At 58.6% G+C, this 17781-nt stretch carries 7 protein-coding genes; 5 read left to right on the forward strand and 2 right to left on the reverse strand.

Annotated features, from left to right (window positions below; all coding sequences use genetic code 11):
- Positions 1-88: 88 nt before the first annotated feature.
- A complete protein-coding gene (locus CFII68_RS03165; RefSeq protein ID WP_018613026.1) occupies positions 89-922 on the reverse strand; it encodes a phosphatase PAP2 family protein in 834 nt (277 codons plus the stop codon).
- 8 nt (positions 923-930) lie between these two features.
- On the reverse strand, positions 931-1638 hold the full coding sequence (locus CFII68_RS03160; RefSeq protein ID WP_018613028.1) for a histidine phosphatase family protein: 708 nt from the start codon (positions 1636-1638) through the stop codon (positions 931-933).
- A 301-nt stretch (positions 1639-1939) separates the two neighbouring features.
- Here CFII68_RS03160 and CFII68_RS03155 point away from each other — a divergent pair, with 301 nt between their 5' ends.
- The 5 genes from CFII68_RS03155 (at position 1940) to CFII68_RS03135 (ending at position 17725) form a co-directional block, all read left to right on the forward strand.
- Positions 1940-3859, forward strand: a complete 1920-nt coding sequence (locus tag CFII68_RS03155; RefSeq protein ID WP_018613030.1) for a methyl-accepting chemotaxis protein — start codon at positions 1940-1942, stop codon at positions 3857-3859.
- Between the two features lie 236 nt (positions 3860-4095).
- On the forward strand, positions 4096-6630 hold the full coding sequence (locus CFII68_RS03150; protein WP_018613032.1) for a Tc toxin subunit A: 2535 nt from the start codon (positions 4096-4098) through the stop codon (positions 6628-6630).
- Positions 6631-6660: 30 nt separating this feature from the next.
- Positions 6661-10464 carry a neuraminidase-like domain-containing protein gene (locus CFII68_RS03145; protein WP_018613034.1) on the forward strand — a complete coding sequence of 1268 codons (3804 nt, stop codon included), beginning with the start codon at positions 6661-6663 and terminating at the stop codon, positions 10462-10464.
- The gene (locus CFII68_RS03140; protein WP_018613035.1) at positions 10461-14927 is read left to right on the forward strand and encodes a SpvB/TcaC N-terminal domain-containing protein; all 4467 of its coding nucleotides are present in this window, start codon (positions 10461-10463) and stop codon (positions 14925-14927) included. Before CFII68_RS03145 ends, CFII68_RS03140 begins: the two co-directional genes overlap by 4 nt.
- The gene (locus CFII68_RS03135; protein ID WP_018613037.1) at positions 14924-17725 is read left to right on the forward strand and encodes an RHS repeat domain-containing protein; all 2802 of its coding nucleotides are present in this window, start codon (positions 14924-14926) and stop codon (positions 17723-17725) included. The genes CFII68_RS03140 and CFII68_RS03135 overlap by 4 nt, the downstream gene beginning before the upstream one ends.
- The last annotated feature ends 56 nt before the right edge of the window (positions 17726-17781 follow it).

Raw genomic sequence — 17781 nt, forward strand, 5'->3', positions numbered from 1 at the left:
GCGGGCATGAGGTCGTGCAAGAAGGCGACCTCATGAACTTTTCTTCACCCCACGCCCCCGCGTGATTGGGTACAGTCGCCTCGCTCATTCAAGAAACTAAGGTTTTAGCCCGCTCTCCCAGCGGGCTTTTTTTTGCCTGGCATTCAGGTTGCTCCAAAGCCGCCCGCCCATAAAACAGCAACGCCATCAGCCAACAACTCAACCAGACAAAAATCCCCGCCCAGAACGTGTGGGACATGTAATGCCAGCCCTGCAGGACCCGCGTCGTGCCGTAGACAAACCCCAAGGCCAGCGCCCCGTGCATCAAGGCTTTCGAATGACGCCAGCGGTAGCGGCGAGCGACGAAATACAACGCCAGCATCGTAAAGCCGCCGGACGCATGACCGCCGGGCCAGCAGCGACCGTCACCGGCGACTTTCAGCAGGTCGAAATTCTGGAACCATTCCTTGTGCTCGATCTTGCCGGCGTATTGGGTGGTTTCCACCGGGCAGTACACGCTGGTGTGGCCCTTGAGGTAATGGATCACCCCGCTGCTGAGGGAAAAGGCGAAGACCACGTAGAGAAAGTCGCGCCGATGCTTGTGGGCAAAACGCAACGGCGCGGCCAACCGGGTTTTCTCCAACAGGCGAAGCAATCCGGGGCGCTTTTGCGGCTTGAAGATCGGCCAGACAAACGACAACAGCGCCCCGATAATCGCCGCCTCGCCGGTCCAGTTCGGGATGATCCTGGCCCACTTATGGGTGATTTTCTCGAACAGCCGCACGTGCTCCAACGCAAAGACCTGGTGCAGCGGGTCGTAGAATAAATTGCTGAAGGCGATGTCGATGCGAGTCATGTCGAACAGCAAAAACACCACCACGGCGCAGACCAGGGGAATTCCAAGATTGAGCCCGTAGAAACGGGCGCGAGCAGACATCAGCATGGGCGGTCCTAATCGTGGGAAAGGTTACTGAAAGCCGCCGAACGCCAGTCAGAGGCTTCGATAAAACCGAGCAACTGCGGTGCTTGTGGCTGGGCGGTGGAGACGAACAGCGAAGCGCCGTAGCCAAACGTCGAGGTGGGCCGCTGGAGCGCGATTTCCAATGCCTGCATGCATTCGCTGTGGGTGACCAGGATCAGGTTGCGCCCGGCGACTTTGTGGGCCAGGGCATTGCGCAGCAGGTCATGGCGGCAATTGATCAGCCAGTCGTCGCCAGCACTCACCTTGTTGAACATGTAGCCCGCCGTCTGGGCCGCACGGACCAGAGGGCTGTTGTAGAGGTCGGCGTTGTCCAGGCCCAGTTGCTCGAACCGCGCCCCCAACCCCACCGCAACGGCACGGGCCCGGTCAGTGATGCCTTCGCGATCATTCAGGCACGCGGCCTTGGCGTGATCGCAGCGCTCGACATGACGCACCAGCACGATCATCTCGCCCTTGGCCCAGCCATCGGCCAAGGCCCGGGCGCCGGCAACATTGCCATGGGCCAGGTCCGGTATCGCCGCCGGGCTGAGCAGCCAGAGGGTCAATGGAATGACCAGCAGCGCCGAAGCCAGCACGACCACAGCGTTTTGGTAACGGGCAAAGCGGCGCGTATCGATCGAGCGCCTCAGGCCGAAAAGGCTCAGTCTCAGTTCCACATCAAGCCGCCCCGACGGCATCCACCCAGTCATTCGATGGCGCGACAGTAGAGAGGCTGACGTAGGCAGGCAGTGAAAGCGATGTGAAAAAAAACTTGGTGTGGGAGCAAAGCTTGCTCGCGAAACAGACACCTCGATTCTGTGGCAGACCGCATCGCCTTCATCGCGGGCAAGCCTTGCTCCCACAGATACTCGGAAAAAAACTTTCAGATCCAGGACCAGCGGCCGATACAGCCCTGTTACATGCTCTTGCTGGCTCTTAACAACAACAATCTTCCAGCGTACCGACGATCAAGCAGCACAACGTTCCTGGAGGAATTTGATGAACAGCTGGTTTGGCAACATTAGCGTCAACATGAAATTGGGCCTGGGCTTCGGTCTGGTGCTGGTACTGACCTGCCTGCTGGCCCTGACCAGTTGGACCAGCCTGGGCGGGCTGATCGACCGTAGCAACTGGATGAGCGACATCACCCAGCTCAACGCCGGCCTGACCAAGCTTCGGGTCACGCGCCTGCAATACATGCTGACCAACGGTGACGAGACCGCCGCCCAAAACGTGCAGACCACTCTCGATAGTTTTGTGACACAACAGAACGCCCTGCTCAGCAGCTTCAAGAGCCCGGAAAACGTCAAGTTGCTCAAGGAGCAGAGCGCAGTCATCAGCGCCTACCAGGTGTCCCTGAACAAAATGCGCAGCGCCTACCGCACGGGCAACACCGCCCGCGATGCCATGGGTGCGAACGCCGAGATCGCCTACAAGCTGATCGAGACCCTGGATTCGGACGTGCGGAAAATGGCCCCCGGCGATGAGCGTTTCGCCCAGTTCCAGGCCATCACCCAGGCCAAGCAGGACTTCATGCTGGCCCGCTATGAAGTGCGCGGCTACACCGCCAATAGCAATGCCGACACCGAACGCAAGGCCGTCACCCAGCTGGACGCCGCCATCGCGTCGCTCAAGCCGCTGAACGAGCACTTCTCCAGCACCCGCCAGGATGAACTGCGCCAACTGGAAAACGCCCTCACCCAATACCGCAGCGCCGTGCAGGCCTTCAAGCTGGCCACCGCCGACGCGGTACAGGCACGCAAGGAAATGACTGAACAGGGCGCGTCAATCGTGACGTTGAGCGAGCAGCTGTACCAGATCCAACTCGACCGCCGCGACGCCGAAAGCGCCGAGGCCCGCACCCTGCAACTGATCAGCACCCTGCTGGCGTTGCTGGTCGGCGTCATTGCCGCCGTGATCATCACGCGCCAGATCACCGGCCCGCTGCGCGAAACCCTGGCCGTGGTCGAACGCATTGCCAGTGGCGACCTGTCGCACACGGTCATCGTCACTCGCCGCGATGAACTGGGCGTGCTGCAACAAGGCATCGCGCGCATGGGCGTAACCCTGCGCGACCTGATCAGCGGCATCCGTGACGGCGTGACCCAGATCGCCAGCGCCGCCGAAGAACTGTCCGCCGTGACCGAGCAGACCAGCGCCGGGGTCAACAGCCAGAAAATCGAGACCGATCAGGTCGCGACCGCCATGCACGAAATGACCGCAACGGTGCAGGAAGTCGCGCGCAACGCCGAAGAAGCCTCCCAGGCCGCGGCCGCCGCCGACGGCGAAGCCCGTGCCGGTGACAAGGTGGTCAGCGAAGCCATCGCCCAGATCGAGCGCCTGGCCAGCGAAGTGGCGCGCTCCACCGACGCCATGACCGTGCTGCAACAGGAAAGCGACAAGATCGGCAGCGTCATGGACGTGATCAAGGCCGTGGCCGAGCAGACCAACCTGCTGGCGCTCAACGCGGCGATCGAAGCGGCACGCGCCGGTGAAGCCGGACGTGGTTTTGCCGTGGTGGCCGACGAAGTCCGTGGCCTGGCCCAGCGCACGCAGAAATCCACCGAAGAAATCGAAGGCCTGGTGGCCGGCCTGCAGAACGGTACCCAGCAAGTGGCGGCCGTGATGAACAACAGCCGCAACCTCACCGACAGCAGCGTGGCCCTGACCCGCAAGGCCGGCGCGTCACTGGGGAACATCACCCGCACGGTGTCGAACATCCAGTCGATGAACCAGCAGATCGCCGCGGCCGCCGAGCAGCAAAGCGCCGTGGCCGAGGAAATCAGCCGCAGCATCATCAACGTGCGCGACGTGTCCGAACAGACCGCCGCCGCCAGCGAAGAAACCGCCGCCTCCAGCGTCGAACTGGCACGGTTGGGGAATCAGTTGCAGATGATGGTCAGCCACTTCCGCGTCTAACGCCCTACGCACTGTGGGAGCGAGCTTGCTCGCGAAGGCGGTGGTTCAGTCAACTTCAATGCTGACTGATCCGACGCCATCGCGAGCAAGCTCGCACACAGGGTTTGCATCAGCGCAGCCCCACGAATCGCTCTTTCGTACACATCTCCCGCCCACGTCCTACCGTCTTTTTTTGCGTACTGCTGTACGGTTTTCTCCTGACAAGAACATTCCGTTCGAACAGGAGAGGCACCTACATGGACGCAGACAACGGCTCTCTGTTGCACACGCTCGTTGCCTCGCCAATTGGCGAGGACGCTGCAAAAACCGATTTCAAGACCGCCCTGCAGCGAATGGGGCTGACATCGGTATTCGACATCCTGCGCCTGGGCAAGACGCAGTTCGCCCAGGCGCTCGCCAGGCACTGCGATGCAGATGCCGGACAGGCCTACGACAATGCGTCGAGCCACGCTCGACAGATCAGCCGCTTGTACCTGGAGCATCAACTCTGCTCCAGCGACACCAAGCCCCGTGTGCGACGCAGCCTGGGCTCAGACCCGACATCCGGGCCGATCAGCTATCAAGCACTGTTCCAGGAAAACTGGGATCAGTTTTGCAAGGACGGTGACATCGCCGCGATCGACTCGCCCGTGGCCTACCTGCGTGCGCTGTACCTGTTTGCCAGGCAGTTGGAAAACAGCTCCACCCACGCCCGCAAGATCCCCCTGGAGAAACGTCGACCGGACCTCGACACGCTGATGCTCGACCCACACAGTGCCTTGGTTGCACGCCCGATGCTCAACATCGTCAACGACACGTTGCGCAGCCATATCGAGGCCGGTCTCGATGACGGCACAACCGTCCATCAGGCCTTGGCCGACGCACACTATCCCTTTTCACTGCCCTATGATCTTCACCATCACCAATGCCTGCTTGGCTTGGGCGCAGGTAAACCCGCCCTGGGTGAAGTCAATTATCGGATCAGCCTGAAACTGCCGTTTTGCCAGGACGGCTCAACGTATGGACACGTTTCGCAATCGCCTGTCGAGGCGCAAAAACTGCTTTCAGGGCTCAGTCCGGCGCAGCAGGCACTCTTGCTCGCACCGCTCGCCTCGGGTTCCGATTTCGAGGCCTTGAAAAAAGCCTACGGCACTGAACATGTCGGGCGCCTGCGTGATTTCACATTCTTCAAGGAGCGCACCGGGCTGACAACGGAACAGGTCGAGCAGCTACTGGGACATGGCAGATACAGGCCTCGCTCCTCGACCCATATCCCGCCCTCAACTCGTAACCGCCAGAGTCCTACTTACATCAATGGTCCCGACACTTCATCCCCCGCCCTGGTGCTTGAAACCCAAACGACCCGGCAAGGGTTCAGTCACAAGTCCTACGAGCGCTTCGACCGCATGCAGCGAATGGTCCGATTGCAGCAATGGACCGGCATTCCCTTTGCCGAACTGGATACGCTGATCGTCAATGCCCTGCATTCGGAAGGCAACACCGCAATGACGCTCAGCACTAATACCTTGCGGGCGCTTGGGGTCTATCAGTACATGAAGCGGCGCCATGGCATCACCCCTGAGGAGTTTGCCTCGCTGTTGTACGACATGCCGACCGGCGCTTGCGCAGAACGGGTTCCGTTGTTTGACCAGGTATTCAATCGCACCCGCTTGCTCGAACGCCCTGCGTGGAAGCAGGCGACGGACCTCGATACCACAGACCTCAAAACACTCAGCTATCTCGGTGCGGGTCTGGGGCTTGCTCTCATAGAAGACGCGCTGTTGCTGCTTGTGAAACAGACTAAAAAGTACCTGCCGCTGAAAAACGATTTGCCGACGATCTCTTCGCTCTACCGCCAGGCCCGTATCGCACGGATGTTTGGCCTGTCGCCTCTTGAGTGCACGGAACTGGCTCGGCTACTGGGTGGGGATACGTTCTGCCGGGCATTGGTGACGGGAGCACTGGACACCACGCACCCCGACATTCTCGACGTATTGATGGCGATGGATTGGGCGGCGGACTGGCTCAAGCAAAACCATCTCGATGTGCTGCAGTGGTGTCGCCTGTTCGAGACTGTCGGGCCCGATTTGCCGTTGAATCAGAAACTGGAAGAGCGATTAGCCGTACTGCGAGAGCACGCCCAGTCCAGCAGCGACTATCAACGCCTGGTAGAAGCACTGCTGCACGATACGGCTGACGTGTCCGCCGAATCGTGTAGCAGCGTGATGAAAATGGCCGGCACGAATGCCACAGACATGGTCGAGGCCATCATCGCCACTGTCGGCAAAACTCCGCCATTGCTGGCACACGTGCTTCGTACCGCGCAAGCCTGCCAGAAATTGCATCTGGGCAGCAGCACGCTACAGGTGTTAATGGACCATCCCACGTGGTTAGCCTCGAACAGTTCAGGGACGCTTACACCTCAAACGCTGTATTTGCTCGAACGGTTCAATCATTGCGCGCGCCATCAGGCGCAGTCAGAAGAAAACCTGTTGCATTACTTGCAGCTCGCCAACCAAGACCTACCGCAACATTCAGCAGGGGCAGTCAACGGCCTGCTGGCCCACCTGCTGGGCTGGAGCACCGAGCAAGTGAGCTGCCTGACAGCGCTGCTGACGCCCAAACGCGCCACCACGATGCAAGCCGTGGATTGGGTCATGCGTTGCCAGGCGTGTTGCTTGAGCACGGGCCTGTCGGCAAGCCAACTGCTCATGGCCGCCACACTCAATAACGACAGCCTGACGCAGGACTGGAAAATCGTCGGTGAAGGGCTGATCGCTGCGTGCCATTGAGGTGAACATTTTTTTATTCAAGGATTGAATATGACCGTTGCCATGAAGAAGCAGCTGGATGAAAGCCTGCGCGATGCGCAGTTGGCGTTCTACCTGGACAAAGTCGTGCCCGACAATGGCCTGACCGGGACGGCTCGGCTCAAGACGGCCCAGGACCTCTACGAATATTGGCTGCTGGACGTGCTGGTCAGCCAGGATGTGCCCACCACGCCTGTGGCGTGCGCCATTGCCAGTCTTCAGCAATACATCAACCGTATCCTGATGAATATGGAGCCCGGCTACGATCGGGCAAGCATCACGCCGGAGCACCTGCAAACGTGGCGCAACGAGATGCATCAATACGCTATCTGGGCGGCTCATCAAAAGCTGCTTTATTTTCCCGCAAGTTATCTGGACCCCATCCTGAGGAACAACAAGAGCGACAATTTCCAGCAGTTGGAAAACGCCCTCAACCAGAACCGGATCCAGGCCGACGCCGTTCAATCGGCGGTCATGGCCTACCTGACCCGATTCGAAGAAATGGCCAACCTGAATATTCTCAACGGCTACATCGATGGCGAGGACTTCGCCAACAGCACCTACTATTTCATTGCCAAGTCACGCACCGAAAACACCTACTTCTGGCGCTCGTTGGACATGGGGCAACGTCCGGTCGCCGACACGCCCCCTCTACCACCCGCTACCGCGTCCAAACTCGACGGGCCGGCTCCGTTCGCCTGGTCGGATTGGGAAAAAGCCGATGTGCCTATTCCCGAAACCGCAGTTGAACATTCGATCCGGCCCGTGCGCTTCAACAACCGTCTGTTTATCGTATGGGCAGAATGCATACACCAAGATCCGACGGCCTCTAGCACTGATTCCGCACATGCCTCCGCCGAGCAAGCAGGTACGAGCCATCCACTATTGCGCTTGAGCTTCTGTTTCAAAAAACAGAATGGAAACTGGAGCGCACCGCGAATTGGCCTGCAGGGTTATTGCGAGGACAAGGCGTTTGCCGGCAAGAACATTAACGCTATCAAACCATTACTGTGCACCGTCGCAGAGCATCATATTACTGTCTGGCAGGACCTGCTTTTTCTATCCTTGGGGGCCAAGGCCGATAAGCAGCCTGCGTCCGGCGACAATTGTATTTTCCTTCGAACCGCTTGCATCAATAAGGACCTTAGCGTCCAGCCTTACTTGTCGGACCCGCCCCCCCAAAAAACGGAATTAGATCTAAAGCAGCTCAACGAAATGCTCCGAAAAAAACTCCTGGACGCTAACGATAGACGTATTCAAACCAATGCCGCTCTCAGGCGCCTTCCGATTACCCATGAAAACAACGAGATCAACGCCTTTCTGCCTGCGACCCTGTACTTCCTTCCTCTGGAGAGCGTCCCCCAAATCACTGAAAAGTCGCTAGGCGGCCAAGGAACGGTCCAGTACTTGGATTTTTCCCTATCCGCTTTTCGTGGCAGACCGAGCCAGCCGATCAGGTTGAACACCACGTTCGCCGCAGAACTGATCCGCCGTACAGAGAACGGTCTGGATGAGCTGTTCGACTGGACGACACAACACTTGTCTGAGCCCGTCATACCCGACGCCCCCAACAACAATATGGATTTCCATGGTCCCTACGGCCGTTACTTCACCGAGCTGTTCCTCTACTTGCCTTGGTTGGTCGCCCATCGCTTGAACGCCGAACAACGTTATGAAGAAGCCGAACGCTGGTTGCGCCGCCTCTTCGATCCAGGTCGCGGCAAAGAAAACTGCTGGAGGGCCCTTCCCCTACTCGATAGCAGCACGCCTTCGTATGCCGACCAGGCGCCCCACGACCCTCATCAGATCGCGCTCAGTCATCCGGCGCACTTTCGCAAGGCGCTGTACTTCCTGTACCTCGACATCCTGATCAATCGAGGTGACGCCGCCTACCGCGAGCTGACCCCCGACGGCCTCAGCGAGGCAAAGCTGTGGTACGTGCGGGTACTGGATCTGTTGGGGCCACGCCCGACCGTTCAATCAGTCGATCACTGGGTAAACATCAACCTGAAAACGTTGGGCGAAACGACCAGTGACGACTTACGCACATTTGAACGATCACTCGCCCGCTCCCAGCCCTCATTGCCCGCTCGCGGGGGCAGTCTGCACGCGTCCTGGCCAGCCATCGACAGCCCGCACTTGCGCCTGCCGTTCAACCCGCAGTTGCTCCAGTGCTGGGACATTGCTGAAAGCCGCCTGTACAACTTGCGGCACAACCTCGACATCGCCGGCAAGCCGCTGCATCTGCCGGTATTTGCCGTGCCGCTGGACCCTCGCGTATTGCTCAGCCCCGCTGTATTGAATACTTCGAGCAATACGGTTCAAGGATTGCCAACCACATCTGTCCCGCACTATCGGTTCTCGGTCATGCACAGCCAGGCCTTGAGCGCAGTGGAAAGCCTCAGCCAATTTGGCGCCACGCTGCTGTCGCTGGTCGAGCGCAAGGAGCAGGCACAGTTACAAGAGCTACAGCAGCAGCAAGCCTGGAACCTGGCGAAGATCTCGGTCGACCTGCAACGCCAGGCCTTGAATATCGATCGTCAGAACCGCCAGGCGCTGCTCGCAAGCCAAGCCATTGCGCAAAACCGCTCAACCCATTACAAAAAACTGTTGGACGATGGCCTAAGCAACAAGGAAATAAGCGTCAGTTGGTTCAACGTATCCAGCGGCACGATGGAGGCCGCTGCAATGGCCTTCCAAGTCGCAGCTGCTGGGCTGATGCTGGTTCCAAACGTCGCGGGCTTCAGCTTTGGCGGCAGCCGTTGGGAGGGGCCGGCGCTCGCGGCCTCTGCGGCCGCCCATAGCAGCGCGATCATAACCCGCACGATAGCGGCCGACCTCGACCGTCAGGCCATATTCGATCGCCGCCGGGAAGATTGGCAACACGCCTATGATCAATCACAGCTCGAGCTGACCCAGATTGACGCACAACTGGCGCAATCCACCGAGCAGGAAACCGCCACTCGCCTGCAACTGCGCCTGGCCGAATCAACCCTGAGCCAAACCAAGACCTATTACGACTTTCTCAGCAAGCGCTTTACCAAAGCACAGCTGTACCAATGGCTGAACAGCCAGTTTGCCGCACTCTATCGCCAGGCCTACGACACTACGCTCTCCCTGTGTTTGGCCGCCGAGCACTGTTGGCAATACGAAATTGGCGATTGCGACACGCGATTCATTCAGCCAGGCGTATGGAATACCACTTATCGAGGGCTCGGAGCAGGCGAGCAATTGAAACTCAGCCTGTTGAACATGCAGGCCGGATATCTACGCCGTAGCGAGCGAGAACTGGAGATCCGCAAGACGATTTCATTGCGTCAATTGAAGGACCAGACCGCAACCTCGACGATCAACGAGCCATGGCTGGACATGCATGCCGCACTGAAGAAAGGTCAATGCGACTTCGAGCTGCCCCACGACCTGTTCGAGAATGATTACAAGGGTCAGAAGCACTACTTGCGGCGGATCAAAACCATCAGCGTTTCCTTGCCGGCCATTGTTGGTCCTTACGAAAACATCCGGGCCACGCTGACCCAGACCTCTAGCAAGGTGTACATGTCCGCCGATGCCAAGGGGCGGGTCATGGAGAACCTGCGCGCCAACCAACAGATCGCCCTGTCCACCGGCGTCGACGACAACGGTCTGTTCACCCTGACCTTCAACGATGAGCGCTACCTGCCATTTGAATACACCGGTGCGGTTTCCAAATGGCAACTGACATTCCCGAACCCCGAGGCACAAAGGGACATGCTCGAGTCGCTGACCGACATCATCGTACACGTGAGCTATACCGCCAGGGTCGGGGGTGCGCAATGAACGAGCAACCCGCATTGCCGGTTACCGCGCCGGCCCTGCCCAAAGGCGGCGGTGCCATCCAGAGCATTGGTAAGGGGTGGGGAAACGTCGGCGCCCACGGCACAGCTTCCTATGAAGTTGCATTGCCGATTTCCCCCGGACGCGGCTTTGCTCCGGCCTTGTCCCTGAGCTACAGCAGCTCAGCCGGCAACGGCGTGTTCGGTATCGGCTGGGGGCTGTCGTTGCCTTGTGTGGCGCGACGCACCAGCAAGGGCGTGCCCGCCTATAACGACGACGATGAAATCGTCGGCCCCAGCGGCGTGGTCTGGTTGCCCGAACACGGCACTCGTCCAACCCGAGTCAATCGCTACAACGGCCTGGACCTGGGCACGACCTACACGGTGACGCGTCACCTGCCAAGAATCGAAAGCAGCTTCGACCGGATTGAACATTGGTCGTCGGATGGAGATACACCGGGTTTCTGGCTCGTGCACGGGGCCGATGGCAGCCTGCATGTCTACGGGAAAAATCCCGAGTCGCGACGAACCGATCCCCAGGACGCAAGCCGCGTAGGTGAGTGGCTGCTGGAGGAAAGCCTGAATGCACATGGTGAGCACATTCAATATGTGTACGCGGGAAATGGCGGAGCCCAACGCTATTTGAGCCATGTGCGTTACGGCAATGTGAAGGCCGACACCCGCCTTTACGCTTGGAAAACAGATCCGCCCACACAGGGCCAATGGCACTTCGAGTTGCTGTTCGACTACGGTGAGCGAAGCACCGAATACGAGAAAAAACCACGCTATGAAGCACTGCAACCGCAAAAACGTAGCGATGGGTTTTCCACCTTTGCCTACGGTTTCGAACTGCGTACCGATCGCCTATGTCGCCAGGTGTTGATGTTCCATCGCTTTCCCGAAGCGCTGGGCGCCGATCCTGTTCTCGTGCGACGTCTGCTGCTTGATTACCGCCAGACGCTCCTGGGCTATAACTTCTTGAGCGCAGCGCATGACCAAGCGTTCGGCGACGGAACAGTTCCCCAAAGCCGTCCCCCCATGGAGTTTTACTACAGCGGATTCAAAGGCCTGTTCGATAAGCCCGCCTGGAAACACGTTGAGAACATGGCAGGGTTCAGCGACGAACAAGGTTTCCAATGGGTGGATTTGTACGGCGAAGGTTTGCCCGGCCTGCTCCATCGAAGCGATGCAGGCTGGCGTTACCGTGAGCCCATGCGCGCTGAAGCCAAGACGGATGAAGTGGCTTACGACCAGGGGAAAGCGCTGCCTGAGATTCCCGTCGCCGACACCGCGAAGACACTGCACCAAACGCTCAGTGATCTCACAGGTGACGGTCGACTGGACTGGATCATCGCCCAACCGGGGCTTAGCGGCTTTTTTTCCCTGGGCGCTGATAGGAAATGGTCGGACTTCGCGACATTCCAGGCGTTTCCGGCAGAGTTCTTCAACTCAAAAGGGCATCTGGCCGACTTGATGGGCGAAGGCCTCAGCGACCTTGCCCTGATCGGTCCCCGCAGCGTTCGCTTGTATGCCAATCAGCGCGAGCGGGGGTTCGCTGCCGCCCGAGAAGTTCCTCGCCACGACGATGACGATGCCTTGCCGGTATTCAACGGGTCGCCTTGCGAACTGGTGGCTTTCAGCGATCTGCTCGGTAGCGGCCAGCAGCATCTGGTGCGCATTCGCCACGACGAAGTGAAGTGCTGGCCAAACCTTGGCCACGGGCGATTCGGCAAAGGCATCGTGATGGATTTTCCGGGCCTCGCCTACCCCACCTTCGATGCCTCGCGCATCCGTCTCGCAGACCTGGATGGTTCCGGTGCCACCGACCTGATCTATCTGCAAGCGGATCGAGCGCTGATCTTCATGAACCGCTGCGGCAATGGCTTCGCTCCCGCGATTACGCTGCTCTGGCCAACTGGCCTGCGCTACGACAACTTATGCCAGGTGAGCATCGTCGACCTGCTAGGGCTGGGTTGCTCCAGCCTGGTGTTGAGCGTGCCGCATCTAACCCCGGCGCAACATTGGCGCTACGACTTTGTCGAGGAAAAGCCGTATCTGCTCACCGGCACCAACAACAACATGGGCGCCGCCAGCCGCATTGCTTATCGCAGCTCGGCCCAGGAATGGCTGGACGAGAAAGCGGCAAGGGTCATAACCAAGGAGTCCCTTGCCTGCCACGTACCGTTGCCCCTGCACCTGGTGTCGCGCCAGGTCCAGCGGGATGAGATCACCGGTAATCGCCTGACCCAGTGTTTTTCCTATCGCCAAGGTTATTACGACGGCGTCGAACGGGAATTCCGTGGCTTCGGTTTGCTGATACAAACCGACAATGAAACCTATACCAACGATGCCGATTCGCCAGGCTTCACAGAGCCTTGTTTGAAAAAAACCTGGTTTCATACCGGCCAGGCAGTGGACATGGACCGAAGCGACTATCACGGCACCGATTCGCAAGCCAAGGCGTTGGGTAAAGCCTTGCTGTGCCGATACAAAGATGACAATAGCGAGGACGAGCTGATTGGGGCGACAGACGAAGCGACCAGGCTTGAAATGTGCCGCGTCCTGAGCGGTCATTTACTGCGCAGCGAGACGTACGCAGGGGGCAACGACAAGACGCTGTATTCAGTCCAGGAACACCGTTATCGGATCCGTCTACAACAGGCGCCCCAGGGCCCGCGGCGCTATGCCGCCCTGTTGCCGCTGCCGCTGGAATCCATCAGCTACCAATACGAAGGCCAGGACGACGACCCCCGGTGCCAGCACACGATCAACTTGCAGCATGATCGGTACGGTGCCGTGATCCACAGCGTGATCATCCATTACGCCCGACGCAAAACGCCAGAAGATACCGCACCGTTCAGCGATCCAGACCCACAACAATGGTGGCGGGATGCTCATGACCCAGCGCAACAGTTCTACTACCTGACGCAAACTCGCGCCGAATTCATCAACCTGCAAACGCCTCAAGAATGGCGCCTGGGTTTACCTTATCGCCAACGGACCAACGCGTTGAAACGACCCAAGGCGCCTGAAGACGGAGGGCTGGCACCGGAGGGTATTAATTATGAAAAGCTCACCGAACGCGTCGGAAAACCCAGTTGGGCGACCCAAGCCGTTCTCACCGACCTTTCTATAACACGCTACAAAAAAGCTTCTGCCAACGAAACGCTGCCGGACGGCAACGCCAGCTTCGAAGCCCTGGTCGACCATCTGGAAACCGCCGAGCTGGACGAAACCGCCCTGCAAGCCTTCCATCTATTGCCATCGGCCTCTCAACCCGACGACAACATGCTCACGGAGCTTGGCTATCACTCCATGGCTGAGTTCCTGGCCACAGGCACGCCAGCCGGCAAGCTCTGGTCAGTCAAGAGTGGCTTCGCGACCTACGCCGGTTTGGAAGGTTTCTACAAAACCAAGACCGTGCAGCCGAGCGACAGCCAAGGCGTGACCAAGATCAGCTACGACCCATACACGTGCTTCGTTACCGGGTTCGAACTGCCCGATGGCGCTATGACCAAGGCGCAATACGATTACCGTAGCTTCCTGCCCCAATGGGTCAAAGACCCCAACGGTAACGTGCAGGAAGGTCTTGCCGATGCCTTCGGCCAGGTACTGGCCAGCACCTTTTACGGCGACGAGAACAACAACCCTGTCGGTTTCAAACCGATCGCAGCGTTCAACCCATCGCCTAAAAGTCCGGCAGAAGCGATCGCACAGGGCAAGGATGCTTTGCAGGACGCCGCCACCGCGACCTATTACGCGCCATTCAGTTGGATGGGAAACGTATCGGCGGCGGCCTTGCAGGACACCGACTGGCTAGAGCGCTGTGTGAGCAACGGTGACGTACTGCCAACCGGGCCTATTCGCGCTTCGGCTCGCGCCCGGCTGTCGAAACTCGAGGTAGTTCCTGCCGACGATAGAAAACTGAAACGCGAAATTCGTACGTCTAAACGTGAGCCGATACACATCGCCACACTGGTCGCCGATCGTTACCCCGATGACGAGCAGAAACAAATCCGTATCGCCATGACGTGCTTCGATGGCTTTGGTCGCCAGTTGCAAAGTAAGCAGCAGGTCGAATCAGGCAGGGCTTACATCGTGGATGCCAAGGGTGAACTGACACTCGAGGGCGACAAGCCGCAGGAACAGATCACCGCAACGCGCTGGCGTGTCAGCGAACGGGTGGAATACAACAGCAAGGGATTGGCGATCCGGATCTACCGCCCCTATTTTGCCGATCAACACCGCTACATCAACGATAAATCCTTTCGGCGGTTCGGCCATTGCGACCAGCAGTTTTACGATGCCTTGGGCCGTCCCACCCACGCCCTTCTCGCCAAACAGAATGGACTTTCCTGGATGCGTCGGCAGACCCGTCATCCTTGGTACACCGTGGAGGAGGACGAAAACGATACGCTGGAAGAAGTCATGGCCGAACATGCCACGACAGCGGGAGGTGAGGCATGAGCGCGCGCCTTCATCACAAGACTCCCACCCTCAACGTCGTCGACGGCCGCGGCCTGCCGGTGCGCCAGGTGGCTTACTGCCGAGGCAAGGAAGGCGAAAAAGCCCAGACGCGCGCCAACCGGCAAGAGCACAACGTCGCCGGACGGTTGATCGCCCAGCGCGACCCTCGGTTCGCCAACGCAACTGACGCCAATCTTGCGAGCGTCTACAGCCTGTCCGGCAAACCATTGCGAGTAAAAAGCGTCGATGCCGGATGGCGCCTGAACCTGCCTGGCGACGCCGGACAGATCCTGCACAGTTGGGATCAACGAGGAAATCACTGGCAATCGACCTACGACAACCAACTGAGACTGACCACCGTCGAGGAACAAGCCGCAGGCCAAGCACTGCGCAAAGTAGAGTGCCTGGGCTACGGCGACAGTTCGCAGGAATCGACGAGGCTCAATCGTTGCGGCGCGCTCATCCGCCACGATGACAGCGCGGGCACGCTGATCGTTGACGAATATGCGTTATGCGGTAAACCGCGCAGCCAGACAAGGCACTTTCTGAGCGAGACGGCACAACCTGACTGGCCAACCGACGTGAAAGATCGCAATGGTCTGTTTGAAGAGGGAGAAGGCTACAAAACGAGTTGGTCCTACGACGCTCTAGGGCAAATTATCCAGCAGACCGACGCCGCCCGACACGAACAGCACCACGCCTTCGATGTCGCGGGCCAACTCAAATCCGTGAGCCTGAAAATCAAAGGCACCGAGGCAAAAAAAACCATCGTCAAAGACCTCGTCTACAACGCATTCGGCCAGGTCGAGTCGCAAACCGCCGGCAATGGCGTGACGAGTCGCGCGGTGTTCGATCCGGCCAGCGGGCGGCTGACCTCGCTCAGCGCATCGGCGCCTGGCAAAACCTTGCAAGACCTCCACTACACCTACGACGCCGTGGGGAACGTGACTCAACTTAGCGACAACGTCCAACCTGAGCGATTCAACAGCAATCAACGGGTTAAACCCGTCAGCACCTTCACCTACGACAGCCTCTACCAGTTGACCAGCGCCACGGGGCGTGAGGCCGCCGGGCTGGCGGCGCCCCCCGGCCTTCCCACCGCCGGTACGATTTCATTCGACCCCACGCAACTATTCAACTTTACCGAGCAATACACGTACGACGACGGCGGCAACCTGACCGAACTGCGTCATGTACGCGAAGGGAATAACTACACCCGCACCTTGAATGTCGCCGCAGCCAGCAATCGCCTCGTGTCTTGGAGCCAGGGCGACGACACCACGACCAGAATAACAATGAGCTTCGATGCCAACGGCAACCTTCAGGCCCTATGCCCGGGCCAGGCACTGGAATGGAATAGCCGCAACCAGCTCGACAGTGTGGTGCAGGTCAAGCGTGAAGGCAGTTCCGACGACATTGAACGCTATAGCTACGACAGCAGCGGTCAACGCGTGCGCAAGGTCAAGACGACCCATACCGCGGCGATGACCCTCACTGGCGAAGTCCGCTACTTGCCAGGCCTCGAAATCCGCACCCGTCATAACGAGCACCTGGAGGTCATCACCCTGCAAGCCGGACGCTGCAGCGTGCGTTATCTGCATTGGACCAAAGGTCGACCCTCCAAGATCGCGACCAACCAACTGCGCTACAGCCTCGATGACCATTTGGGCTCCAGCTCACTGGAGCTCGACGATCAGGCCGACCTGATCAGCCAGGAAAGTTACCTGCCCTACGGAGGAACCGCGTGGGTGGCATCCCGTTCGGCCGTGGAAGCCGACTACCGGACCATTCGCTACTCCGGCAAAGAACGCGATGCCAGCGGGTTGTATTACTACGGACATCGGTATTACGCACCGTGGTTGCAACGCTGGATCAGTCCCGACCCGGCGGGGGCGGTTGATGGGTTGAACTTGTATTGCATGGTCGGGAACAACCCGATGAGGTATGTCGATCACCAAGGGTTGGTACTCACCGATGCTCAGGGGAAGGAAATCGACCCTGTCGAATGGACGAAACAGGATGGGGAGGAACGCTCGAAAAAAATGCTGACGCCACCATCTCCAGCGAAGAAGGGCAAACAAGGCCCTGAAGAAGACCCCGATGCCAGCCCCGGCTTTAGCAAGACAAAACGCAACAACGTTATTGTTGTTCACGCCTATGGCGTTATTAAAGATCACGCGGGCGACAACGATATGGCCATCATGGAGCATTACAATCTTCCCAAGCCAAAATCCGGCGCAACGGGATATCGCGGGGTAGACCCGTATTATGATGGCTCCGCTACCAGCGAGGATTTCTACCTGAATTTCGGAAGCTACAAAATCAGTAATACGGCTGATTACATGGAAAACTTGGCCGAGAATTACCGAGACAGGAAAAAAGACCCGCACTATCAGTTTAAAGTAGATACCGATGCGCTGAGGCTCGACCCAACGCTAAGCAGAACAATTGACGACCTGTACGAACTTCAACAGCCAACCCGAGAATTTATCGAGAGCCATATCGAGGCTTCCAATGGAATCATTCCAATACTAACCGGAGGACCAGGGGCTCATGGAGAAGTTGGAGCGCTTAACACCATTATTGCGCTCTATCCGGGAAAGCGTGAAAGAGTACTTGCGGATACGACGCTGTTCACCGAAAAATTACAGAACGTGACGCAACCGGAACCATTTATCGCCTGTTTCAACTGCAGCGCAATCATTCCACCAAACGTTAGTATCCCAACAGGCCGCCAACTGAGGACGCCACGTTTATATAATCTCCACGTAGCGTCGATCAATGAGTATCGTCAGTAAAGCTCAGCGCGGGTAAAGACCAACCGATTGCCAAACGGATCGACCACCGCCATGTC

The organism is Pseudomonas sp. CFII68 (assembly GCF_000416195.1).
Taxonomy (GTDB): Bacteria; Pseudomonadota; Gammaproteobacteria; order Pseudomonadales; family Pseudomonadaceae; genus Aquipseudomonas; species Aquipseudomonas kilonensis.